Here is a 22,322-nt window from a genome sequence, read left to right as displayed (position 1 = left end):
CAGTCGGCTGATTGGATGGCGGGCGCAACTCCCGTATCCATTGACAGTCGTCATGCTCGGTTGGAAGATGAAGAAGGTCAGCGGCGATAGCCATACGGGAAGGCAATGGTCCAACCGCCAGATACCGGACACCATCCTGGCAGCGTCGTCGCGGTCATCGTCATTTGTTTGATCATCGTTGCTTTGTTCTTCATAGGCTTCAGATACTCAAGGCCAGGCCAGGGTACCCTCGTTATTCCCGGCGGTACGCTGCAGCAACCGTAAATCCGACCCCTTGGCGCTGACGCGAAGCCGTTCTCAGGCTGCCAAACGTGCCCGGCGGGACTGGGGGACGCCGCAGAATGGGCCGGCGATTCGCAGCCGGTCTTTTGCTTCCCGCCGCGGCATTCCTTTCCCACCTAAACAACGAGCCTGACCGGTGTGAGGTCGACGATACTAGGAGACGACGAGCGCTCAGTCACTAGGCACTAGACGGCCCTGATCAGCCGGAGCAGAGAAAGCGCTTCGAAAAAGGTCCCCTTGCGAAAGGCAAGATAGGTCGGCTCTTCGACACCATGGAACCGGCGCTTGAAGGCCGCCTGCCCCTGCAGATTGAAGCGGGTGCGATTGACCCAGGGAGAGTCATAGGCACGCTGGAAGGCGTGCCGCCAGAAATCGCTTTCGGCAAACCCGCTAGGTCCGATTTCGACAAGCGGCGACAGGCCTAGGGTGACGACGGAAACACCTTCATCGCGAAAGCGGTCGACCGCGAATTTGGTCAGGCCGATCTCGGCATGCGCCGAGCCATCGATATGCTTGCGCTTGAACGAGGTGGTGTAGCCGATGACCTTGCCGTCGCTGAACAGCGGATCGAAATCCAGCAAGGCCACGAGCTCCCCATCCGGACCGTGCAGGACGAAACGGCGCATATCGACGCCAAGGTGATCGGCAAAGGGCCTGTTGAGAAATCTCATCTCCCAGCGCTTGACGATGCGGTCGGCCCGCCAATTCTGGGAGAGCCTGGCAATCTCGTCGAGGAAGACAGTCCCGTTGTCCTCTGCGAAGGAAAAACCCTTCTTCAAGAGCCAGCGTTCGGAATAGCGCACTGTCTCATTGCGCTTTCCGGAAAAGTCGTGTCTGGGCAGGACAAGCCTGGTGTCGACGCCGAGGCGGTTGACCTGATAGCCAAGCCCGGCAAGCACGCGCGCCGTCTGGTCGCCGATCTGCACGAACCACGGGCTGCCGGCAACCTCGATGAAACGTCTGATATAGTCGCGCCGATCGGCCGGGGCAGCCACTGGATCACCGAGCGCGAAATGATGTCGCGTTTTGCTGCCGTAAGCGATGTAGCCCTGGGCATCGCCGAAGTAGTGAAGCCCCTTCTGCACGGCGGTCGAATAGGCAAGGGAAAAATCACCGTGGCGACGGACCAGCGCCAGGCGCTCGACATGGTTCAGCTGCAGCCGCGGTATTTTAGGCCCGCGGTTCTCCAGGAAACGATCGAGGCGTCTTCGCAGTGACGGCATGGTCGACTTTCGCGTGCCGGCTAGGCCGATGAAAGAGCTGACGGACCCCAAACCGATCATGTTGCCGCGAGCTGATCCTTATCTCAGCGCGGCATGTTTACCCGGCCGGAGCCGCCAGATTCGTAGGCGCAATCTGCCCCGGTCCCGCCCCCAGGCGGCAACACGCATTGTTGTCGACGCCCAGCGCCTGACGGCTGGTTGCTGCGCCCTTGGCGACACGAAAATCAATGCCACTTTCGGAAGCGCCCAGGTCACCTGCCAAACACGATGTTCTTAGCGAACGGCGCTCTGAGAAGATTCCGCTTGTTCGGAAGCCAGGAACTCGTCGCGTTCTGCTATCCACAAATCGGCGTAGTCGACATTCTGCCATTCGGCAAACCACGGGCCGCCGCTGGTATAGTGGACCGCCTTAGGTGTGCCGACCGCAGGCTTTTCGTTCCAGCCTTCGAGCCAATTCCACTCTACCGGCAATGAGCCCAAATCTTTGTCGGCAACCCACTGCATTCGGTGAAGATAGGCGCCACTTTCCTGATTCACGACCTCTGGCGTGAGCGATCTGACCGAAGGATGCGCGCAATTGAACAGCATCAGCGACGACCAGTTTTTCCGAGGATAGGACGTCTGGACCACACCATCCATCTTGGTTGTGGCCTTCGGCGTATAGTCATGCTGGACGCAATAGACCGCCTTGTCCGAGTCCGTATATTTCAGCAGGCCTGCGACGTCACCAAGCCACAGGAAATCGCAATCGCAAAACAGGGCCCAACCCGTGTAGTCGGCGAGAAAGGGCGTGAGGAAGCGCGTGTAGGTGAACTCCGTTGAGGCGAGCGGATCTTTTTCCCGCCAATATAGCCCGCGGGCACGCATCTCGTCCTGTTTGATCGGAATGACGGAGACAGGCGCCGACGCATGTTTGAGCAGGGAGTGTCGCGCGACGTCGTACGCGATCGGCTCACGGCTGTCCCATCCGATAAATACCCTAAACGCATCAGTCATATTCACTACCCTGGCTTTCGATTTTTACGGTCGTACACTAACTAGTTGGCGATGGCTCGGCAACAATTGCGGTCAACCAAGCCGGTTTCTCACAGATTTGTCCTGGCCTCAGCGTTGCTTTTTTGGGTGGACTGGGCCTCGCATTCCCAATGCGACACGGGCCCATTTCTGATAGGTGTAGCTGGCCGAATACGCGGCCACCATCGCACCAATGGAACCGTCCAGAAATCCCAGCCGGAAAATATAGCTGCGCACATAGGCCCAGACCGAGCGCAAAACCGCCTTGCCTATCGAGCTTTTTTTGCCCTCGGCAAGCAGTTGCGCGGCGGACGCTTCTGCGTACCGGCCGATCTTGTCGTGGGCATCTGCCAAGTCGGTAATGGAATCGTGCTCGATCGGCCGGGACAATCGGCTGACCTTCCCGTTCACCAATACCTTCTCGTGCACGGTGTCGTCGCTGAACCGCCCGGAGCGGCGACGGAAGAGCCTGAGCACCAGATCGGGCGACCAGCCGCTATGGCGGACAATGTGCCCGCAAAAGCGCGATCTTCTCGGTATTTCGAAGCCGTCATTGGCTTTTGGGTCGGCGATTGCGGCCCTTATTTCCGCGCCGAGCGGCGCCTCCACCCACTCATCGGCATCCAGCGAGAGGATCCAATCCCCCGTTGCCGCGGCCAGCGCACGGTTTTTTTGCGCACCAAAACCGGGCCAATCAACGGTCATCAGAACCTTTGCTCCCAGAGCACCGGCAATCTCCCTGGTTCTGTCGCTGCTGTTGTTGTCGAGAACGACGATCTCATCGGCAAAATGGACCGACCGAAGGCATTGCGCGATGGATGCCTCCTCGTTGCGGGTGATGATAATGACCGAGAGCGCCGGCACGGTCAGAATGCTCCGGCATCAAAGCTGCCACTGTCATTCGAATGCATCTGCAGCATCGGCTCCCGGCCCGTTAGCACACTGAGGGTACTAACCTAATTCAACAAAGTCGAAAATCATTTCAGATCAAGGCCTTCATACAGCGCCATCATTCGCTTGATCATGACATTGAAATCATAGTGTTCGGCCGCCGCTCTCACCCGGGCTGCGGTCTCAGGTCGTGACGACAACTGCAGCGCGTGCGCGAGCGCTGCAGCGAGGTCGCTTTCGCTGGCCGCATCGCAAACGAGCGTCGGCTCGAACCGCTCGACAAGCTCGCGCGCTCCACAGCCGGTGCTTACCACGGCGGGCAAGCCGCTGGCCATCGCTTCGATGACCACTGTGCCGAAAGGATCATAGATGGAAGGCAGCACGGCAATATCGGCCGCGCCGTACCACGGCAGCATGTCTTTCTGCGGCCCCAGCATCTTGAGCCGTGCGCCGAGACCGAGCCTGTCACCGGCCTGCCTGAAGGCGTTGGCGCGCGAATCATGGCCGATGACCCACAATTCAGGCTCGCCATCGAGCCTAGCGACCGCCTTCATCAGTGCAAGAAGTCCTTTTCGCGCAAAGCCCGAGCCGACAAACAGGACGACCGGCCTGTTTTCGTCGACGTCGAGCCGCGCGCGGATTGTCGCCCGATGCTGCTGGCGCAGCTGCGGGTTGAAGCGGTCGAGATCCACCCCGTTGGGAATATGGTGCACATTTTCCGCCGGATAATCGTAGTGACGGACAATGTCCTCTGCCACCATCTTCGAAATGGCAATGACAGCTTTGAGCCTCGGGCTGGCGTAGGTTGCACGTTCAAGGCGCAGCGTCTGGCGGTGAAAGGGGCTCAGCGCCATTGCCGCCCTGCCAAGCCGCGTCTCGAAACGCCGCCGCTCGGCAAGATAGGCGGCATGAACGCCCTCCCCGGCCCGGAAGACATCGCAGCACGGGAGGCGATCGTTGCTCTGCACCAGCGCCGGCGGCATCTCGGCGATCTTGCGGCAGGCAGCTTGAGCAAAGGACGTCGCCCGCAGCGAACGCGGAAACCGGCGGCCGGCACAATGGATGAACTCGATGCCTTCATAACGCGGCCAGTCGCCGGACAGCACGGCCACCCGCCGCTGACGCGCGGCGAATGCGGCCATGATGTTTTCCAACATGATCTCGCCGCCACCGAAAGGCGCATAACGCTGGCGCACGAACAGGAGCGGCCTGTCGAATTGAATTTCGGTGCCACGAATGCCGGCGTACATGGGGTCTGGGCTCCGGCCTTGTTGCCATCTGACGATGTCTATAGAGGCCAGCTCGCATCGGCAACACTTGGAAAGCTCACCCGCCGGAACTCAGAACAGGCCTGTGTCCATTGTCCGCAACTGCTTGCGATTTGCCTAACGGTGCTGCATGTAGAAATTAACTGCAAACAGCGGATCAGCGCCAGCTCCAGCCGGGCGGTGACCGCCATGAGGGGAATCGATGGCTTGAGCAAAGCAACCTGGCCCGCCATTGTCCGCCGGACGATTACCGACACCGCCATATATCGGCTGAGACACACCTTCGGAAGACGGGCAGAAGTGTCATCGCTGCGGCCGATAACGCCCCTTAAAGCGAATGACCTGCCTTTGATCCTCGTCATCCGCAACGAGGCGGACAGGCTACGCCCGTTCCTGAAGCACTATCGCGAACTCGGCGTCACCAGATTCGCCGTCCTCGATGACCGCTCGACAGACGGAACAGCTGAGCTTCTGGCCGAGCAGCCAGATGTCGATCTATTCAGCTCGCCGATCACCTATTCGCAGTCGGACCTGGGAAACCTTTGGCGTCAGCGGATTGTGCAGATCTATGGTCAGCCTCGCTGGTATCTGACCGTGGATGCGGACGAATATCTTGTCTATGACGGTATGGATCAGCATCCGCTCGGTGCGATGGCCGACTGGCTCAAGCGGCGCGGAATGACACGCCTGCTGGCGCCGATGATCGACATGTATCCGAGCGGAAACATCTGGGACGTACCCTTCGATCCCATCGTGCCGCCATGGCAAGTTGCGGACCATTTCGACGGCAGCGGCTATGAGGTGACGAGGAGCCCCCGGCATCTCAAGATCACAGGCGGCCCGAGAACCCGGCTTTTCGCCAGGCAGCACAAGTTGACCAAGTTTCCTCTGATATATGTTGATCGCCAGACGATTTTTACGTCGATTCACTCACCGCTGCCCTACTGGCGAAACTATATAAAGGGATTGGCTGGCCTGCTTCATTTCAAGTTCTTCGCCGATTTCAACGACAAGGCGCAGGTCGCGGTGGCGGAAGGTCAGTATTGGAACGGCGCTTCCAAATATCGCCAGTATCATGAGGTATCGAGCGGTAAAGCCGCTCTCAGCGCGATGAGCGAACAGTCAATGCTGTACGAAGGAGCTCACAGCCTGTTCAAAACGGGTTTGATCGACAAAATTGATTGGTAGACGGCATTTCAAGCAGATGCCGAACCGACATCATGCATAACCGAATGCTTTCATAAGCTGGGCACCTCGTCCTTGGACCAGGTCCTGTAGCTCGGCGTTTCCAAGTTCGGAGCGCCATCTTCCGCTCCCGTCATAGATCGGCTGATTGACCTGTTGGTTCCGGAGCACCGCATGCGGCGTCTCGCCGCTGGCGTCGGTCGGCTTGAACCACTGCTGCGGGTTCTTGTGATAGTCGAGGAGATCCGGGCTGAAGGTTACATCGAGAAAGCCGCATATCTGCTCGACGACTTTGGCCGGATTCTCGACCAGGTCCTCATAGCGATAGATCAGCACATCCGGCTTTCCCCGTTCCGCAAGAACCAGCGCATTGTCGTTGATCCAGCGGTCGAGAGCCTCCGTTGGGTCGCCAAGTCGTTTGATCAGGGACGCTACGACGTCGCGCCCATCTCGCACCGGCATGACGAAACGCGCGCCGGGCACGAGCCGGCGAATGCGGGCGACACGGCGGATATGCCGCGGTGTCTTTTCAAGCAGCACGTTCTTTCCAGCATCGAGCGCCGCCCGCTTCAGTTTCCAGAAGCGGAACATGGCCAGTGGCGTCCACTTGAAGAAAATGTTGGTTTCCTGGAGCGGCAGGTAGACGTTGGGATGCGACGCAAGGATCGTCGCAATCAACGTCGTCCCGCTATGGCCGCAGCCGCAAATGAATCCGGTCCGCATCACCATGTCGGCAATGCTCCCTAACCCAAGGCGACCCGGACGCGGTTATCGACGCGAGCGTAGCACAAGCCGTTCGTGCTAAAAACCTTGTCCAGCTTCTCCCAATATTCGAACTTAGCCAACTGCTCGTCACAATAGGCCACGTCGTCCTCGGAAAGATATTCGCCGTAACCGCCTATCTTGCCCTTGCGCACCTTGAAGCTTTCGGGATCATTCGCATCGCGCGGCTGTAATATCTTGCCGTATCGATCGGACAGATCACCGGTCGATTCACTCACTTTCATCTTGTCGAACGTTCGGTTGTTCGCCACCTCGACAAGCGTCCGATCGTCAGCCTGCTGGTTCAGGAATCCAAGGATGGCGCGAAGGACACCAGCCGTATCCCGATGCATATCTTCATATTGAAGATACCGGATTTCGCGCATCCGGGGCATGGCCGCGAACCAATGCAGATTAAATCTGATGATCTTTTCAATCCCATGATTGTCGCTTCTGATAAAATCGCTGAACGATCCCGCTGGAAGCATGTGGCGCTTCTGAACCTGAAAGTACCCTGAGACCACCGTATCTCTTGGATCGCGAACAAGCATTATTGTTCTTCTCTTCTTGTATCGAGATTTATTCTCCTTGAGGCCCGATATCGGTCGAAGTAACTTGTGGTCGGTTCCGTCGTGAATGTATTGAACTTCAACTCCGAGATCGTCCAGCATGACACGTAGCCACGTGCGCCCCGATTTTGGAAAGGATACGATAAGAGGAAGAGGCGGCGCTTTGGCCTGGAAAAATTTTAGAAAGGACATGTTTAGAAAGGACATGGAGAGACCTCCTTTAGATTATCAGAGCTGGCGCCCGAACCGCTGCCGGCCAGACCAACCCCATTACTGGGCGCCTAAGCCTACGGCTAATTCGAACACAAGGCAGAAATGCCAGCAAGAATTGCGATCCTCTGCGGGGCGAATTGGCCTTTACTATATCCCGGTTCGGAATGCCTTATGTTTTTTGGCCTGTTGCGACGACTGTTCGACACGGGCGCTCCATTCCGCGGTCCGTCGGCCGAACTCCTTAATGCGCATCGCGTCGAAGCGTATTCAGTGACGCGCTTTTGGACGACATGCATTAGCCACTCACTTTTGTGAGCCATGGCGCCAGAATGGACTCGGCCTCGCCCATCACCACGGACCAGGGGCGTTCCCGTTTCGAGACCAGCACGGCCGATGGATAGTAGGGCGTGCGGTCGCCCTCGACCGGCCAGGAGCGCTTGAAGCCGTCGCCCAGAATGAAAACCGAGGGGATGCCGAGCGCGCCGGCCAGATGCGCTCCGGTATTGCTGATGGTCACCACGGCGTCCATCGCGGCAACCTGCGCGGCGAAAAGATCCATGTCGACGAGCTGATCGACCGATCTGTCATGAAGAATGCGCTCCGGCTCACCGTCGGTCAGGATCTTCAGATCGGTCTCGATCTGGCCGTACTGCAGCGAGACGAACCGGAGGTCCGGTCGGCCGATCAGGTTTCGCCAGGCGGCAAGCGGCGGCAGGTCTTTGCCGGGATTGGAGCTGCCCCATGCGATACCGACCAACGGCCGTCCTTCCTTCCGGTAGCGGGCGCGAAGTTCAGCGACCCGGGCCGGATCCGGCTTAAGGGGCACGAAATGCTCGCGGATCGTCGCCTCGTCGGTTTCGAAAACGGCTGTCAGATGCTGGACGCCGGCGAAGGCCTGCGCCTCGGCATAGGTGGCCTTGCCGCCAGCGCCGACCGGCCGCACATCGGCGGTCGGAAAAGTGCGCTGAAAGAGCGGTACCAGGCGGCGCTCGACCAGCACGATCGAGCGGGCGGCGCGCGCCAGGGCACAGCCGACGGAACTCGCATGATGGATCGCGGTGGCCAGACCCTGCTTTTCGGTTTCCATCAGATCAATCAGCAGTGTCTGGCCAGAAATATCCTGGCCCAGCCACTCGCCATCGACGCGGCCGTTGACGATGTGGCGTCGGGCGATCCTGAGTTCGGCGGCTGCGCCATAAGCGCCCATCCGCATCAGCGCCTTGCTGAGCTCGTCGATCAGGTGGACCTCGCCCCTCGACTTCGCAATGGATCCAAGAGCCATGGCTTTCGGCAGGGCCGCCGGCCAATCGCGGGACTCGACGCTTCGCCGATAATCCGCCATCTGATCGGCAATGTCGCCGTCGCGCCAGCGAAGGAAGAGCTGTCGGCGGTGACGTCGGAACCAGACCTTGTATTTGTAGCCTGCAAGCGCGACAGCGCGGCGCAACCGGCCGAGAAGTAGGCTACCTTCCATCGCCAGCTCCGCTGATGATTTGCATGACCCGTCCGCCTGCTTCCTGCACTGCCGACGCCCAGGCTCGGCCGCCTTTTCGGGCCAGTCGAACGCTCGGATATGCGGCGACGGTCTCGCCGAAGGCAGGCCAGGACAGTCGAAACCCGTCGTCGAGTATGACAATCGTCGGCACGCCGAGCGCTCCGGCCAGGTTGGCGCCGGTATTGCTGATCGTCACCACCGCGTCGAGCGCCGCAATTTGGGCGGCAAAGCGGTCCATGTCCGTCAACTGATCGACGGAAGCGTCATGGATGATGCGCCCCGGCGCGTGGCGCTCGAACTCGGAGAGGGCCGGCCCGACATCGCCATATTGCAAGCTGACGAGGCGCCCCGGCAGACTGCTGAACAGCGTCCGCCAATCGTCCAGGGCCGGCAGATCCTTGCTCTTGTTGAGGCTTCCCCAAGCAAATCCGATCAGGGGACCTGGGCCGCCATCGAGATAGGTGCCGCGCAGCTCGGCAACCAGTCGCCGGTCCGGCTCCAGCGGAACGAAGGGCGCGCGTGCCGCCGGGTCGTCCGGCCAGAAATGCTTTGCGAGTGTCTCGAAACCGGCAACGACATCGGCGTCCACCGCCGCCATGTCCTCTTCCCCTTCAATCCTGACATCGAGCGCAGGATATGTTCTGCGATAAAGCGGTGCCAGTCGCGGCTCGACGAAGACGATGCATCGACCGGCAGCCGCAGCTGCTGGACCAAGCAAAGACGCGAACTGGAAAAAGATCGCCAGGTCGCCTTCGCGACGATCGACGAGAAGCGTGCGACCCGCAAGATCACTGCCGTCCCAATCGGGTCTGCCGCGCTGCTTGCTCGCCGCCATCAACTGCCAGATGCGATTTCCTCCGTCGAGACGCCTCAGTCCGCGCCCCGCTTTCTTGATCAGGCCGATATCGCCAAGCTGCTCACCAAGCGCGCCAAGCGCCAGTGCATGGTCGCGAGCAGTTTGCCAGTCACCACGCTGCACGCTTTCCTCCATCAGCCTCATATGCCTTTCGGCGCTTTCGTCGGCGTGGCGCGAGGGACGTCTAAGAAGTTCCTTTGCCCGCTCGAGAACCTTCTGCAGCCGCTTGCCGACGGCGCCTTGCGGGCGCAGATCGGCGGTTTTTGCCTTCTGAAGGATGGTTCGTCTGTTCTGCACGGCGATGTTCTATCGTCCTCGGGGAGCGTCGGAAAGCGTCGTCAGGATCGACGAGAGCCGCCGGCCGGCCTCGTCGAGCACCAGCGACCAAGGGCGTCCCTCCTTGCGAATGACAATGCCCTTCGGATACCAGGGTGTCCGGTCGCCGGTCACCGGCCATGCCGTCTGAAAATTATCGTCGATGAGGAAAACAGTCGGCACGCCAATGGCTCCGGCAAGATGGGCCGCCGTATTGCTGATCGTCACGACAGCATCGAGTGCGGCGACCTGTGCGGCGAAACGGTCCATGTCGACCATTTGGTCGACGCTGTCGTCAAAGATCAGACGCGCGTCGTTGCCGTTGCGAAGGCGCCGCAACGCCGGCTTGATCTGTCCGTACTGGAGCGAAACGAATGTCGCTTGTGTCTGGGCGATGAACCGTGCCCATTCAGGAAAATCAGGCACGTCCTTGGTGTGGGACTTGCTGCCCCAGGAGAGACCGACCAGCGGCAGATCCGTCATCGAGCGATAGCGCTTGCGGAATGCCTCGACGAGTTCAGGATCTGCCCGCAGCGGTACGAAGTCGGCAGCAAGCTTTTCGGCGTCGCGTCCGAACACCCAGGCGAGATCTTCGAAAGTCGCGTGTTTGTCGCCGACCACATCCCGCTGCGCCGGGACCACGGTCGCCTTCGGGAACGTTCGCTGCAGAATTGATACCAGGCGCGGCTCGACCCGAATTGTTGCGCTTTGGGCATAGGCAGCGGCAGCGCCGGCCAGTCGCGCGTGGCGGATAACCCGGCCAAGGCTGCGCGGGTCATCCTCCACAAGATCGATCAGCAGTGTATCCGATCCGAGATTCTCGCCGGTCCACTCGTTGGCGCTCTTCCCTTTCCGCAGCCGGCGAGCGGAAAGCCGAAGCTCAGCTGCCCGCGCAAAGTTGCCAAGGCGTTCGAACGCCTGGCCCGCCTTCTGCATCAGCTCCGGGTCGCGATTATGATCGGCCGTGACAGCCATCTCATTGGTACCTGCTTCAAGGCCTTTCCAGTCCCTGCGCACGATCAGGGCCTCAACCTTGGCCTGCAGCTCAAGAATGGAACGAGGCTGCTTGGGACCGGAAAACAACCTGCGCACCGCCTTTTTGTACCGGCGCACCTGAAGGCCCAGTCCACCAATCACATACCGGACATAGGAACCGTGATAAAAGCTGGTCATCGGCCGTCAGCGCAATACGCTCTGCCGCAGCTTTTTGCCGCTTTCGACCATCGGATCGGGCGTCTCCAGGTGGAATATCGAACGATAGATCTCGCTGTGCTTGGCAAGCTGGTCATGCGTTCCAGCATCGACAAGCTGTCCGGCGTCAAACACGAGAATACGATCGGCCGCCTTGATTGTAGACAGCCTGTGCGCAATGCAGATCACCGTGCGCTGAAATGTGTTGTCGAAGGCTGCCTCCATAACCGCCCGTTCGTTTTCACCGTCAAGCGCGGATGTCGCTTCGTCATAGACGATTACCGCAGCATTCTTGAGCAGGGCGCGCGCGATGGCAACGCGTTGTTTCTGGCCGCCGGACAGGTTGGTGCCGCTTGGCCCGACAAGCGTGTCGAGCCCGTTTTCGAGCGCCGAAGCAAAGCTGGTGACCCGGGCGAGGTTCGCAGCAGACTCGATTTCCTGATCCGTGGCATTCGGGCGGCCGTCGCGAATGTTGTCGCGGATCGAGCCTTCGAACAGGAAGACGTCCTGGGATACCAGTGCGATGTTATCGCGAACGTCGGCCAGGCTGATCTTCGAAATGTCCTTTCCGTCGATCAGGATCCTGCCCTTGTCCGGCTCCATCAGGCGCAGGATCAGATTGACGATGGTGGTCTTGCCGGCGCCGGAGCGGCCGACGATCGCCAGCTTCTCACGAGGTCGCACGTCGAAGGAAACACCCTCGAGCGCGGGGCTGTTGCCGTCATAGGAAAAGGCCACATCTTCAAAGCGGATACCACCATCGACGTCGGTCAGACGCTCGCCCGCAATCGCGAGTCGCCGTTGCTCGGGCGTGTCGATCAAATCATACATCTGCTCGACGGCGACCATTTGCTTCTGGATGTCGACATTGACCCGGGCCAACCGCTTGGCAGGCTCATAGGCAAGCAGGAACGCGGTAATGAAGGCCATGAATTCGCCGGGCGTCTTGCCGTTGCCGAGGGTCTGCCAGCTGGCGTACATAACGAAAAGCCCGATGATCACGCCGCCGCCGGTCTCCATCAATGGGCTCATCAATGCTGACGTCCGGTTGATCTGGATGCCACGTCTTTCCATCTTGCGGACGGCCTTTGCAAAGCTGGCAACGGCCTTGTCCTCGAGCTGGAAGGACTTGATGGTGCGGATGCCTTCGACGGCTTCCGTGCCGATCGACTGGACTTGTGCCGCCAATTCCGTCTCGCCCCTCGCCAGCGCCTTGAGCTTCCTTGTTATCGCGCCGACTGACAGGAACAGCATCGGCAGAACCGCCACGGATATCAGCGACATCACCGGGTCCTGCTTGACCATGACGCTGGCCAAGGCAATCAGGGTCAGCAGATCAGAGACGGCGCTGCTCGTGAGGGTGAGAATAACGGTCGCCCCGGCGCGCGCGTTGAACATGATTTTGGAGATGAATTTTGCCGGATGCTGGTTCGCGAAACGGCTGATGTCGAAATACACCATTCGGGAAAATTGCCGGTTTTGCAGGTCCGAAACGATAGCCCGGCGAATCTTTCCCGTCGTGATGGTCTGGCAGTAGGCAGCTATGCCCTTGACCAAGAAAATGCCGATGATGACGGCGCTGATACCCGATACAGCGGCGGCGTCTCGCTCGACATAGATGGTGTTGATCATGACTTTCATGATCCAGGCCGCCGCGCCGGTCGCCGCAGCAGCGGCGATCGAGCACAGCAAACCTGTCACATACAGCATCTTGTGCGGCGGCAGATTTTCGCCAATCAGACGCTTGATCAGCGGATATGCTGGGGCCGTTGACACTCGTTTCTTTGTAATCATCTCGTCGCCGCCCGTTGCGATCCCGTCCGGTCTTCGCGTTATCTTGAAGCGCGAGACGGTTTCGATCACCTGTCTGTGGCTTCGTTCCCGACCGCAGTCAATGCCGAACCGGATCCTTGCACGTCATCGGCCTATGACCGTCGGTTCCTCGCATCCGAGCATAGCGGACCCCAGCCGCGCGGCTCTTGCGCCATTCGTCGTCGGCCGCGCTATGCCTGGTCAGTGTTTCGCGAGGACCATGAGATGGCTTCCAAGAGGCGATGTGTGATTGCTTTTGATTGAAAAGCCCACATCCGAAAGCACCGCGATCATCTCCTTATCCTTGCCAGGAGGGACGCGGGCAACGATCGTTTGAGCACGCCCGGCGATATCGCACAGCACGCTTCGCGCCTTGTCCGCGCCGAGGCTCCACTGCATGTGGTGGTAGACTGCCAGCAGCATGACGATGTCGTATTGCGGTTGGAGAACATTTTGCAGCTTCCGGCTGCCAAGATCGAGACAATCGAACCGGCTTTGGACCGGACAACCCAGGAAGATCATCCTGGCCGTCTCGATATGCGGCTTGAGAATGTCGATCCCATGGATCGAACTCGGTCCTAGCTTGGATATCTCATAGGCGACAACACCCATGTTGCAGCCAACATCGAGAATGGATTTCCCGGCGTAGTCGACCTCTGCTGAGAATAGGCCGTCCAGTCGGTCGTCCCACGTTCCCTTGAATCTCTTTTGCTTATTTGACCACCACAAATCATTGTTCTCCAAAAACGGCGCCGGACTGGTTTCCTTGACGGAGGGGGACTGTGCGCCCGGCCTAACTCGGTCCAGTTGCTGGCGCGCAAACGACACTGTCCTGAGCGTCCTGTAAACGCAACCGCGGGAGAAAGGAACTCCTGATCACAGCATCCTGCGAAGACGTTTCGGTAAGTTGACGAACACCCGGCCCGACAAATCGACATATGGGTTGGAAATGGCAACGTCGCTTGGCGCCCCTACCCGTGCCTGCCCTCGAGTTCCTGAAACGCACGATAGCCCGGGCCGGCACCACGCAGGGACATAAGTAATGCCCCCGTCGGCAAGGCAAGCCATATTTGTTCTTGCTTTGTGCCGGCAGCTATGCTACTAATTTGCCTATGGTGCTGATTTGCACCAACGACCGTCTTGCCGCGACATGCGGTTTTTCAGCCAGGCTCGATCAAAGCTCGCCCGCATCGCGGGGCCTTCGGCGAATCACGGCCGAGTGCCAGCCTTTTCGGCAGCTTCCGAGAATGGAAATCGGAAAAGCAGGTTCCGGTTCTCGTCGCAGATTTCGAAGGAAAGACCTGTCAGGACCGGGCTGCCGCTGAGCAGACCCTCGGCCAGGATTTCCTTGGCCGAAGCCATGGCGTTGTCCTGGGCGGCAGACAGGCCATCCAGCTCCTGCCCCTCGAAATCTTCCGTCAAGCGGCCGTCATTGTTTCGGAAATGAAAAAAATATCTCGGCATGCCTGCTCCGGTTGGTTGGTTTATCTAGTCGCAAGCGGTCTCAGGAACAGCGTCGGATTTGTGCACGACAGCACCGTGCGATTTTGGCGTTGGGATTCATGGCGTTTAGGCCTTCATGCGTCAGGTCGATCGAACAGTACCCCCAGCCCGTGTTCGAACGCACATGCCGCAATCATGTCGTCCAGGGCTTTTCCGGAGGCCGGGCAATTCGGCATGACGGCCCTGATCGCGATCTCAGCCGCTGCGGTGGAAACCGCATCGTGGCGCCTCTTGCTGGTCTCCATGTACTGCTCGAGCAGAATTTTCAGGCGCCGCGCGGCAATCTCGTCAACGACCATCGTTCTCCCTCGATTCGGCACAATGTCCGTCTTCCGGGTCTGTCCTCCGGATGAAGGTCCGCTGCCATTGGGTAGCAGCGGACCACTCGGCTGGGTGAGCCAATGACCCGAGGCGGGGGTGTCTCGGACCGCCACCACAATAGCTTCGGCAGGCCACTCGTTCCACAGAACGCTGTCGTTGGTAATTTTCGTACACTGAGCATTGCCACAGACAGTCTGCGACCGTGGGATTTTTGCGCTATGCCCGTAGCCTGATAACCGGATCAGCTTCGGCTTCGATCGACATAGGTGTAGATGCCCGCGCCGATCGCGACCGCTCCTACAGTGATCAGAATCGATGGCACACCCATTAACGTGGCGATGATCCCCCAGACAATGGCGACGGCAATCGCGCCGGCCGTTCCCAGCACCAGTCTAAGCCGTTTCGACATTATCCATTCCCCCAAAAGTGCATCTTTGGCCTTTTCCGGTCGAAATACCGCAATGCGGCACCATTGTCTGCGCTTCGTCCAACTTTTTATGCCGCCCCTGAGCCCCAATCGCTGAGGCGTAAGCGATCCGTGTGCGGCCTTGTTGCAAACACCCACTCGACAATCAGGAAGCTTGGGCGCGGGCCCGAGAAGCGAGGCGTCAGAAAGCGAGGTATCTATGCAAAATTTTCGGAATTTACTCCGGTTCTCGATCATGGCCATGGCGGCCACGACAACCGCAATAGTCATCACCGGGCTTACCCCCGAGACAACCGAAGCGACTTTGATTTGCCATGGGTTGGTCTGCCAGAAGGCGAGCAATGAAGGCAGTGCCTTCGGCGCCAAATATCAGCGCAAATGCACCTGCGAAAATGTAAGCGAGGGCGCTAACAACCATCCCTCCCCGCACAATGTCAACAAGGGGCCCATCGGCGGCTCAAGCAGCAGCAGCGGATCGAGCGGCGCCAGCAGCTCAAGCGGCACCACCAGTTCGAGCGGCAGCAGCGGTTCGAGCGGCAGCAGCGGATCCAGTGGCGGCAACGACGGAACAAGCAGCGGCGGGTCTAACGGCAGCGGCGGAGTGTAGCGGCTGCTCAAGCGGCTCCGGTGGCGGCGCCACTCGAGTTGAACCGTGGCGGCGACCACGCGGCCGGCAACGACGATCGATCCTCACGACAACGGGAGTAGTAGTATGACGCTCCGACCGAAATCGGCGACCGCGCCCCTCACCGGCCTTGCAGGATTGCTTGGTCTTGCGCTCACCGTCGCGATGCTCGCCGACAGAAGCTGGCCTGTGCATTTGCAGGCCATGACTGTCATTGCAGCTACTACTGCAGCAATGATCGCGGTCGACACGGCTTATTTCCAGACGTTTCGAAGGCGTTCAACGGGATTGCAGGCGAAGCCGATGCGAGCGCTTGAAGTCGAGCGTGTCGTGCGCAAGCTCATCGGCTTCATCGTTACGCTCACGACCATTGCCGCAGTCTACTGGATAGTGCCGGAATACCGGCGTGAGTTTTACGCCCCCTACTGGGCAGCGCTCTACGACACCTTGCCGGCGCTGCTCGTCGGTCGCCGATCGGGCGCTCCGGCTGAATGCCACCCTTGCTCGGACCATCTGCGGCAGTCGGCGCTATCGCCTCAAGGCGTGATCGCGATGCCGATCCTCGCCGCTCATCGGCAACGGCCGATCGCCCTCGAGCAGGCGGGTGATCCGGGCGAAGCCGGCAAAAGCCTTTCTCGCTTCCTCGGCCGACATCCGGCCGGCCATGGCCGCAGCGCAGCAATTCACGGCGCACTGGTAAACCGGCCCGCGCCGCCCCGCCGGCCATTTTCGCAAGAATGCCATTGCTTCGGCAACGCTGTCGATCTCCTCCACAGGCTGTCCCTGTCCGCGCAAAACCCGCACGGGCGAAAAGAATTGCAAGCGGTCCATCATTTCCTCCCCGTCGACCGGATGCGTGCGATCGAACCCCACTAAACTCGCGAACCCGACTTTGGTTCCCGGCAAAAGAGGGCTTGGCCTGAAAAATGTTGGCTGCACGAGACGAGCAGCGGTGGACGCGCCCGGCAGCTCCAATTGGGTGACATCTTGCCCCAATTGGGTGACATCTTGCCATTGTACGGGAACGTTAGCGCGGCTGATGCATTTCGATGCCACGAGCAGTCTTTTTGAGGGAAATGCCAAAACATGAGAATAGCCCATGTGGCGCCGCTCCATGAATCCGTGCCACCCCGGTTCTATGGAGGGACGGAGCGCATCGTCTCCTATCTGACCGAAGGATTGGTCGAGCTTGGCCATGACGTGACCCTGTTCGCCAGCGGCGATACCAAGACGTCGGCGAAATTGGTGGCGTGTCGCGAGCGCGCGCTCCGTCTCGATCCGCGCCCGCACAAATCCGAAACCGCGGCGCATCTCTCGATGCTCGCCGAGGTGAGGAGCCGTGCGCAACAGTTCGACATCATCCATTTCCATCTCAGCCACTTCCTGCATTTTCCTTTCTTCGAACACATGCCCGACCGGACGGTGACGACACCGCATGGCAGGCTCGACTATGTCGACCTAGCCCCGGCCTACGAACATTTTCCGCGCTTTCCGATGATCTCCATTTCCCGCAGCCAGAGAACCGGGCTACCCAGGGCCAATTGGCTGGCGACCATCCATCACGGGCTGCCGATCAATATGTACGAGCCGACTTTCGAGACGAATGCGGACGAGCCGTATCTGGCCTTTCTCGGCCGGCTGTCGCGCGACAAGCGCCCGGAGCGTGCCATTGAGATCGCCTTGCGCTCCGGGCTGAAACTGAAGCTTGCAGCAAAGATCGGCGACGACGACCGCCCTTTTTTCCACGACACGGTCGAGCCGCTGATCGACGGCGACCGTGTCGACTATATCGGCGAGATCGAAGAGGACAGAAAAGCGGAATTCCTCGGCAAGGCGGCCGGCCTGCTGTTTCCGATCGATTGGCCGGAGCCGTTCGGTCTTGCCGCGATAGAGGCTATGGCCTGTGGCACGCCGGTAATCGCCTGGAAATGCGGTGCCCTGCCGGAGATCATCGACTACGGCGTGACCGGTTTCCTTGTCGATACGGTCGATGCCGCAGTCACCTCGATACCGGAATTGCTGCGCCTCGACAGGCGACAGGTGAGAGCCGTGTTCGAAAACCGTTTTTCTGCCACGAGAATGGCCCACGACTATGTGGCTGCCTATGCGCGCCTGATCGGTACTCCCGGTGAAGCGAGAGCGTCCTGATCGGCGTCATTGTGGACGTTGGAACGAAACGACAGAGCTTGTGACGTATGAATCAACTCGACGAGCGTAAGCTTGATCCCGCCGTAGCCCTTGCCTCCCTCGACGAGGTTGCGCCCCGGGAGCCGCACCGGCTGTTCGCCCTCAAGCAAGCCGACTGCTTCGCGGTGGCCGACGCCTATGGCGACATCCGCGGCGCCGGCGATGGCTTTTTCCGAGACGACACGCGTGTGCTTTCGGAATTCCGGCTGACGGTCGGTGGCCGGCAAATGTCGTTGCTCGGCGCCTCGCTCAGCCAGGACAATGTGCTTTTCACCTCGAACCTGACCAATCTGCCGATCCAGAGTGTCGGTGGTCGCGACATTCCGCAGGGCGCGATCCACATAGAACGCGTCAGGCTGCTTTGGCAGGACCGGCTGTTCGAGCGCATCACCCTTTCCAACTACAGCCAGGAATCGTCGGCCATTCGGGTTTCCTTGCATTTCGCAGCAGATTTCCGCGACATGTTCGAGGTGCGCGGTTCGACCCGGCTCAAGCGCGGAATAGCCCACGCCGCCGAGACCAGTCCGACATCCGTGGTGCTTCGATATGACGGGCTGGACCAGCTCGTGCGCCTGTCGGCGATCTCGTTCTCGCAGGCGCCGGACAATTTGACCGCCAGCCGCGCGGATTTCCTGGTTGCGGTGACGAAGCGCAGCAGCGAGGTCCTCTATATCGAGGTCGGCCCGGAAGTGGCGGAGACACCCGACCGCGACCGTTTTCGGGCTGCTGCCGCCCGCGCTCGCTTCGGCATGCGCGCCAAACGCCGCCACGGCGCGACGGTGCACAGCTCCGGCCGCGTCTTCAACGACTGGATCGAACGCGCGCGCGCGGACGTGGCGTTGCTGACCACCGAGCTTTCAACCGGACCTTACCCTTATGCCGGCATACCCTGGTTCTCGACGGCATTTGGCCGTGACGGGGTGATTTCCGCACTGCAGATGCTGTGGTTGAATCCTGGGCTGGCGCGCGGCGTACTCGCCTTTCTCGCCCAGCATCAGGCGACCGAAACGTCGCCGTTCAGCGATTCGCAGCCGGGCAAGATCATGCACGAGACCCGCAAGGGCGAGATGGCGGCACTGCGGGAGCTCCCGTTCGGCCGCTATTACGGCGGCGTCGATACCACGCCGCTCTACATTCATCTCGCTTGCGCCTATGCGGATCGTACCGGCGACATGGCGTTCGTCGACAGCCTGTGGCCATCGCTCTGTGCAGCGGCCGAATGGACGGAGGAGACAAGCCGCGCGACCGGCTTCGTTACCTACCAGCGCGGCGCCGAGACCGGCCTTGCCAACCAGGGCTGGAAGGACAGTTTCGATTCCGTCTTCCATGCCGATGGCCGCATGCCCAAGGGGCCGATCGCCCTGGTCGAGGTGCAAGGCTACGTCTTTGCCGCGTTCCGTGGGCTGGCGGCGCTCGCCCGCCGCCGCGGCGAGGACGACAAGGCCGATCATTGGGAGGAACGCGCCGAAACCATGCGCGCCGCGGTGGAACGCCATTTCTGGATGGACGATCTCAATTTCTATGCACTGGCGATCGATGGTGCAGGCGAGCTCTGCAAGGTACGGACGTCGAATGCCGGCCATCTTCTCTTTGTCGGGCTGCCCGAGCCGGAACGGGCGCAGATGGTCGCCGATCAGCTGCTCTCTGCGTCGTTCCACTCTGGTTGGGGAGTGAGGACGCTGGCCGACGATGCGATATTCTTCAATCCGATGTCCTACCACAATGGTTCGATCTGGCCGCACGACACCGCCATGTGCGGTGCCGGCCTGGCACGTTATGGCGTGCGCGACAGCGTGGTCAGGCTGATGAGCGGCACGTTCGAATCGGCTGTCCATTTCAACATGCGGCTGCCGGAACTGTTCTGCGGCTTTACCCGGTCGCCGGGCGAAGCGCCCATCGCCTATCCCGTCGCGTGCCTGCCGCAGGCCTGGTCGGCGGGATCGGCCTTCATGCTGATGCAGGCCTGCCTTGGGCTCGAAATCGACGGCTGGAACAGCGAAATCCGGGTCACCCGCCCAAGGCTGCCGATCGGCATCGACACGCTGACATTGCGGCATCTAGGTGTCGGCTCGACAGTGGTCGACCTCACATTCCAGCGTGTCGGCGACCGGGTCGTCGCCTTTCTCGCCGATCGGTATGAGGGGATGGTGCCGCTCATCGTGCGCACTTGATGCCGCCGCACTGCGGCGCGTCGAAAATGACGCGCGGCATTGCAATCGTCCGGAACCGATAGCCTCTTTGTGCGTTGCAAAAATGGGCGGCGCGGGAACGCTGCCGTTGTTATACGGCGGCGAACCAGAAAACAAATAAAAAAACGGCTATCGGCCGGCCGGAGGCGAGATCACATTCCATGTCAGATTATACTGTAAACCTGCTCTGGGTTTTGCTGATTGCAAGTTTTGGCTTTTCCGCTTTTGCCATTCTCCTGTCGATATCCCGCCAGCGTCGCGGCCGCGCAACGGCGGCCGCATACACGCCGAGCGAGGATGTCGCGTCGGAAGCGGCACGCAAGGTGCTGCGCGAGTTCGAAAAGAACGGCCAGTCGGCCGATGCGGCACTGGTCACATGGTCGCCCGACACTTTGCGCAAGATCCTGGCCGACGACCTGCCGGACGCACAGGTTATCGTGGTGTCCAACCGCGAACCCTACATCCACAACATCAAGGATGACGGGGTCCAACTTTTGGTGCCGGCCAGCGGCCTGGTTTCGGCACTCGAGCCCATCACCCGCGCCTGTGCCGGCACCTGGATCGCCTATGGCGGCGGCACGGCAGACCGCCTCACCGTCGACAAGGACGACCGGGTGCAGGTGCCGCCGGGCAATCCGTCCTACACGCTGCGCAGGGTCTGGCTGACGGAGGAGGAATATCAGGGCTATTATCTGGGCTTCGCTAATGAGGGCCTATGGCCGCTTTGCCATATCGCCTTCACCCGCCCCGTGTTTCGCGCCTCGGACTGGGACGCCTACGAGGCCGTCAACCGCAAATTCGCCGATACGGTGGTTGCCGAAGCCCGCAACGAACGGCCGATCGTGCTGGTGCAGGACTACCATTTCGCGCTGCTGCCGCGCATGATCCGCCAGCGCCTGCCGGACGCGATAGTCATCACCTTCTGGCATATCCCGTGGCCTAATTCGGAAGTATTCAGCATCTGTCCGTGGCGTGAGCGGATCCTGGAAGGACTGCTCGGCAGTTCGATCATCGGCTTTCATACCCAATTCCATGCCAACAACTTCACCGAAAGTGTCGACCGCTTTCTGGAGAGCCGGATCGAACGGGCAGACGCGGCAATCTCCTATGGTGGGCAGACCACATTGGTCCACGCCTATCCCATTTCCATAGAATGGCCGGCCCAATTGCTGGCAAAACTGCCGTCTGTGGAGGAGTGCCGCGCCAGCGTGCGCGACAGATTCGGCCTGTCTGCGGATACCAAACTATGCGTTGGCGTCGAGCGCCTCGACTACACGAAAGGCATTCTCGATCGCTTCCATGCCTTGGACGAATTGTTCACGAGATATCCCGAATGGATAGGCAAGGTGGTTTTCCTGCAGATCGCCGCGCCGAGCCGGGGGACATTGCCCGCCTACCAGCAACTCCACGACGAATGCCGCCGCTGTGCCGAGGAGCTCAACCGGCGCTATGGCAGCGAGACATACAGCCCTATCCTGATGGTCGCCGAACATCATCGGCAGGAGCAGGTCTACGAGGTCTATCGCGCCGCCGACATCTGTATGGTCACCAGTCTGCATGACGGCATGAACCTTGTCGCCAAGGAATTCGTCGCAGCACGCGACGACGAACAGGGCGTGCTTTTGCTCAGCACCTTTGCCGGTGCCTCGCGCGAATTGCTGGAAGCACTGATCGTCAACCCCTACGATGCGGCCATGATGAGCGAGGCGCTGTTGCAGGCGCTGACGATGACGCCGGAAGAGCAGCGCGAACGTTTGCGGCCGATGCGCGAGATGGTCCGCGACAACAATGTCTACCGCTGGGCCGGCAGTATGCTGCTGGACGCCGCGCGCCTGCGCAAACGCGGCGATCTCGACAGGGTGACCGGAACCGGCGAGCGCCCGCCATCGAACACCAACAACGTCATCTCGATGTTCGAGCGGGCTCGGAAGGCAGCGTCGTGAAAAGCTTTGAACAACCGCCGGCGTTGAACCTGTCGGAAGGGCAATGGNGGG

The 22,322-nt window shown here is 60.3% G+C and carries 20 protein-coding genes; 4 read left to right on the top strand and 16 right to left on the bottom strand.

From position 1 onward, the window contains the following. Positions 1–467 precede the first annotated feature (467 nt). The 4 genes from X773_RS45450 to X773_RS45435 all read right to left on the bottom strand — a co-directional run bounded on the left by X773_RS45450 (position 468) and on the right by X773_RS45435 (position 4,552). Positions 468–1,505: a phosphatidylglycerol lysyltransferase domain-containing protein gene (locus X773_RS45450; protein ID WP_023674988.1), complete on the bottom strand. Its 1,038-nt coding sequence runs from the start codon at positions 1,503–1,505 to the stop codon at positions 468–470. A gap of 273 nt (positions 1,506–1,778) precedes the next feature. Continuing rightward, positions 1,779–2,501: an LPS glycosyltransferase gene (locus X773_RS45445; protein ID WP_023674987.1), complete on the bottom strand. Its 723-nt coding sequence runs from the start codon at positions 2,499–2,501 to the stop codon at positions 1,779–1,781. Positions 2,502–2,609: 108 nt separating this feature from the next. Further along, positions 2,610–3,383 carry a glycosyltransferase family 2 protein gene (locus X773_RS45440; protein ID WP_023674986.1) on the bottom strand — a complete coding sequence of 258 codons (774 nt, stop codon included), beginning with the start codon at positions 3,381–3,383 and terminating at the stop codon, positions 2,610–2,612. 113 nt (positions 3,384–3,496) lie between these two features. Next, entirely contained in the window at positions 3,497–4,552 is a 1,056-nt protein-coding gene (locus X773_RS45435; protein ID WP_210164203.1) for a glycosyltransferase family 4 protein, read from the bottom strand. On the opposite strand from X773_RS45435, the gene X773_RS45430 reads away from it, so the two are divergent. Further along, entirely contained in the window at positions 4,469–5,866 is a 1,398-nt protein-coding gene (locus X773_RS45430) for a glycosyltransferase family 2 protein (RefSeq protein WP_156937290.1), read from the top strand. The genes X773_RS45435 and X773_RS45430 overlap by 84 nt on opposite strands. A gap of 30 nt (positions 5,867–5,896) precedes the next feature. Here the strand turns inward: X773_RS45430 and X773_RS45425 are convergent, their stop codons facing one another. The 12 genes from X773_RS45425 to X773_RS74245 all read right to left on the bottom strand — a co-directional run bounded on the left by X773_RS45425 (position 5,897) and on the right by X773_RS74245 (position 16,783). Continuing rightward, positions 5,897–6,592 (bottom strand): sulfotransferase, encoded by a 696-nt coding sequence (locus X773_RS45425; RefSeq protein ID WP_023674983.1) that lies wholly within the window; start codon positions 6,590–6,592, stop codon positions 5,897–5,899. A 14-nt stretch (positions 6,593–6,606) separates the two neighbouring features. Then, the gene (locus X773_RS74255; RefSeq protein WP_084640957.1) at positions 6,607–7,401 is read right to left on the bottom strand and encodes a sulfotransferase domain-containing protein; all 795 of its coding nucleotides are present in this window, start codon (positions 7,399–7,401) and stop codon (positions 6,607–6,609) included. 301 nt (positions 7,402–7,702) lie between these two features. Next, on the bottom strand, positions 7,703–8,881 hold the full coding sequence (locus X773_RS45415; protein ID WP_023674981.1) for a hypothetical protein: 1,179 nt from the start codon (positions 8,879–8,881) through the stop codon (positions 7,703–7,705). Next, on the bottom strand, positions 8,871–10,055 hold the full coding sequence (locus X773_RS45410) for a hypothetical protein (protein ID WP_023674980.1): 1,185 nt from the start codon (positions 10,053–10,055) through the stop codon (positions 8,871–8,873). Before X773_RS45410 ends, X773_RS45415 begins: the two co-directional genes overlap by 11 nt. Positions 10,056–10,064: 9 nt before the next feature. Further along, positions 10,065–11,246, bottom strand: a complete 1,182-nt coding sequence (locus tag X773_RS45405; protein ID WP_023674979.1) for a hypothetical protein — start codon at positions 11,244–11,246, stop codon at positions 10,065–10,067. 6 nt (positions 11,247–11,252) lie between these two features. Continuing rightward, positions 11,253–13,040, bottom strand: coding sequence for an ABC transporter ATP-binding protein (locus tag X773_RS45400; protein ID WP_198023529.1), 1,788 nt, complete (start codon positions 13,038–13,040; stop codon positions 11,253–11,255). Between the two features lie 237 nt (positions 13,041–13,277). Then, on the bottom strand, positions 13,278–13,904 hold the full coding sequence (locus tag X773_RS0137285) for a class I SAM-dependent methyltransferase (protein WP_031211300.1): 627 nt from the start codon (positions 13,902–13,904) through the stop codon (positions 13,278–13,280). Positions 13,905–14,285: 381 nt separating this feature from the next. Then, entirely contained in the window at positions 14,286–14,540 is a 255-nt protein-coding gene (locus tag X773_RS45395; protein WP_023674976.1) for a hypothetical protein, read from the bottom strand. 113 nt (positions 14,541–14,653) lie between these two features. Further along, complete coding sequence (locus X773_RS45390) at positions 14,654–14,878, bottom strand: hypothetical protein (protein ID WP_023674975.1); 225 nt, start codon at positions 14,876–14,878, stop codon at positions 14,654–14,656. A gap of 263 nt (positions 14,879–15,141) precedes the next feature. Next, on the bottom strand, positions 15,142–15,669 hold the full coding sequence (locus tag X773_RS45385; protein WP_023674974.1) for a hypothetical protein: 528 nt from the start codon (positions 15,667–15,669) through the stop codon (positions 15,142–15,144). A 27-nt stretch (positions 15,670–15,696) separates the two neighbouring features. Beyond that, positions 15,697–15,945: a hypothetical protein gene (locus X773_RS76225; protein WP_156937288.1), complete on the bottom strand. Its 249-nt coding sequence runs from the start codon at positions 15,943–15,945 to the stop codon at positions 15,697–15,699. Between the two features lie 535 nt (positions 15,946–16,480). Then, complete coding sequence (locus X773_RS74245; RefSeq protein WP_084640966.1) at positions 16,481–16,783, bottom strand: DUF982 domain-containing protein; 303 nt, start codon at positions 16,781–16,783, stop codon at positions 16,481–16,483. Between the two features lie 255 nt (positions 16,784–17,038). On the opposite strand from X773_RS74245, the gene X773_RS45370 reads away from it, so the two are divergent. The 3 genes from X773_RS45370 (at position 17,039) to X773_RS45360 (ending at position 22,271) form a co-directional block, all read left to right on the top strand. After that, positions 17,039–18,100 (top strand): glycosyltransferase family 4 protein, encoded by a 1,062-nt coding sequence (locus X773_RS45370; protein ID WP_023674971.1) that lies wholly within the window; start codon positions 17,039–17,041, stop codon positions 18,098–18,100. A gap of 47 nt (positions 18,101–18,147) precedes the next feature. Then, positions 18,148–20,310, top strand: a complete 2,163-nt coding sequence (locus X773_RS45365) for an amylo-alpha-1,6-glucosidase (protein WP_023674970.1) — start codon at positions 18,148–18,150, stop codon at positions 20,308–20,310. A 179-nt stretch (positions 20,311–20,489) separates the two neighbouring features. Next, a complete protein-coding gene (locus tag X773_RS45360) occupies positions 20,490–22,271 on the top strand; it encodes a trehalose-6-phosphate synthase (RefSeq protein ID WP_023674969.1) in 1,782 nt (593 codons plus the stop codon). Positions 22,272–22,322: the final 51 nt, after the last annotated feature.

Origin of the sequence: Mesorhizobium sp. LSJC280B00 (assembly GCF_000502835.1) — a bacterium.
GTDB lineage: Bacteria > Pseudomonadota > Alphaproteobacteria > Rhizobiales > Rhizobiaceae > Mesorhizobium.
Note: the sequence above shows the minus strand (reverse complement) of the source record. Positions and strands in the feature narration are given on the sequence as shown.

Excerpts from the sequence above, each read along its gene's own strand:
- X773_RS45450 (WP_023674988.1), bottom strand. The coding sequence starts at position 1,505 with ATGCCGTCACTGCGAAGACGCCTCGATCGTTTCCTGGAGAACCGCGGG.
- X773_RS45445 (WP_023674987.1), bottom strand. The coding sequence starts at position 2,501 with ATGACTGATGCGTTTAGGGTATTTATCGGATGGGACAGCCGTGAGCCG.
- X773_RS45430 (WP_156937290.1), top strand. The coding sequence starts at position 4,469 with ATGGATGAACTCGATGCCTTCATAACGCGGCCAGTCGCCGGACAGCAC.
- X773_RS45435 (WP_210164203.1), bottom strand. The coding sequence starts at position 4,552 with ATGGCCGCATTCGCCGCGCGTCAGCGGCGGGTGGCCGTGCTGTCCGGC.
- X773_RS45425 (WP_023674983.1), bottom strand. The coding sequence starts at position 6,592 with ATGGTGATGCGGACCGGATTCATTTGCGGCTGCGGCCATAGCGGGACG.
- X773_RS74255 (WP_084640957.1), bottom strand. The coding sequence starts at position 7,401 with ATGTCCTTTCTAAACATGTCCTTTCTAAAATTTTTCCAGGCCAAAGCG.
- X773_RS45415 (WP_023674981.1), bottom strand. The coding sequence starts at position 8,881 with ATGGAAGGTAGCCTACTTCTCGGCCGGTTGCGCCGCGCTGTCGCGCTT.
- X773_RS45405 (WP_023674979.1), bottom strand. The coding sequence starts at position 11,246 with ATGACCAGCTTTTATCACGGTTCCTATGTCCGGTATGTGATTGGTGGA.
- X773_RS45395 (WP_023674976.1), bottom strand. The coding sequence starts at position 14,540 with ATGCCGAGATATTTTTTTCATTTCCGAAACAATGACGGCCGCTTGACG.
- X773_RS45390 (WP_023674975.1), bottom strand. The coding sequence starts at position 14,878 with ATGGTCGTTGACGAGATTGCCGCGCGGCGCCTGAAAATTCTGCTCGAG.
- X773_RS74245 (WP_084640966.1), bottom strand. The coding sequence starts at position 16,783 with ATGGACCGCTTGCAATTCTTTTCGCCCGTGCGGGTTTTGCGCGGACAG.
- X773_RS45370 (WP_023674971.1), top strand. The coding sequence starts at position 17,039 with ATGAGAATAGCCCATGTGGCGCCGCTCCATGAATCCGTGCCACCCCGG.
- X773_RS45365 (WP_023674970.1), top strand. The coding sequence starts at position 18,148 with ATGAATCAACTCGACGAGCGTAAGCTTGATCCCGCCGTAGCCCTTGCC.
- X773_RS45360 (WP_023674969.1), top strand. The coding sequence starts at position 20,490 with ATGTCAGATTATACTGTAAACCTGCTCTGGGTTTTGCTGATTGCAAGT.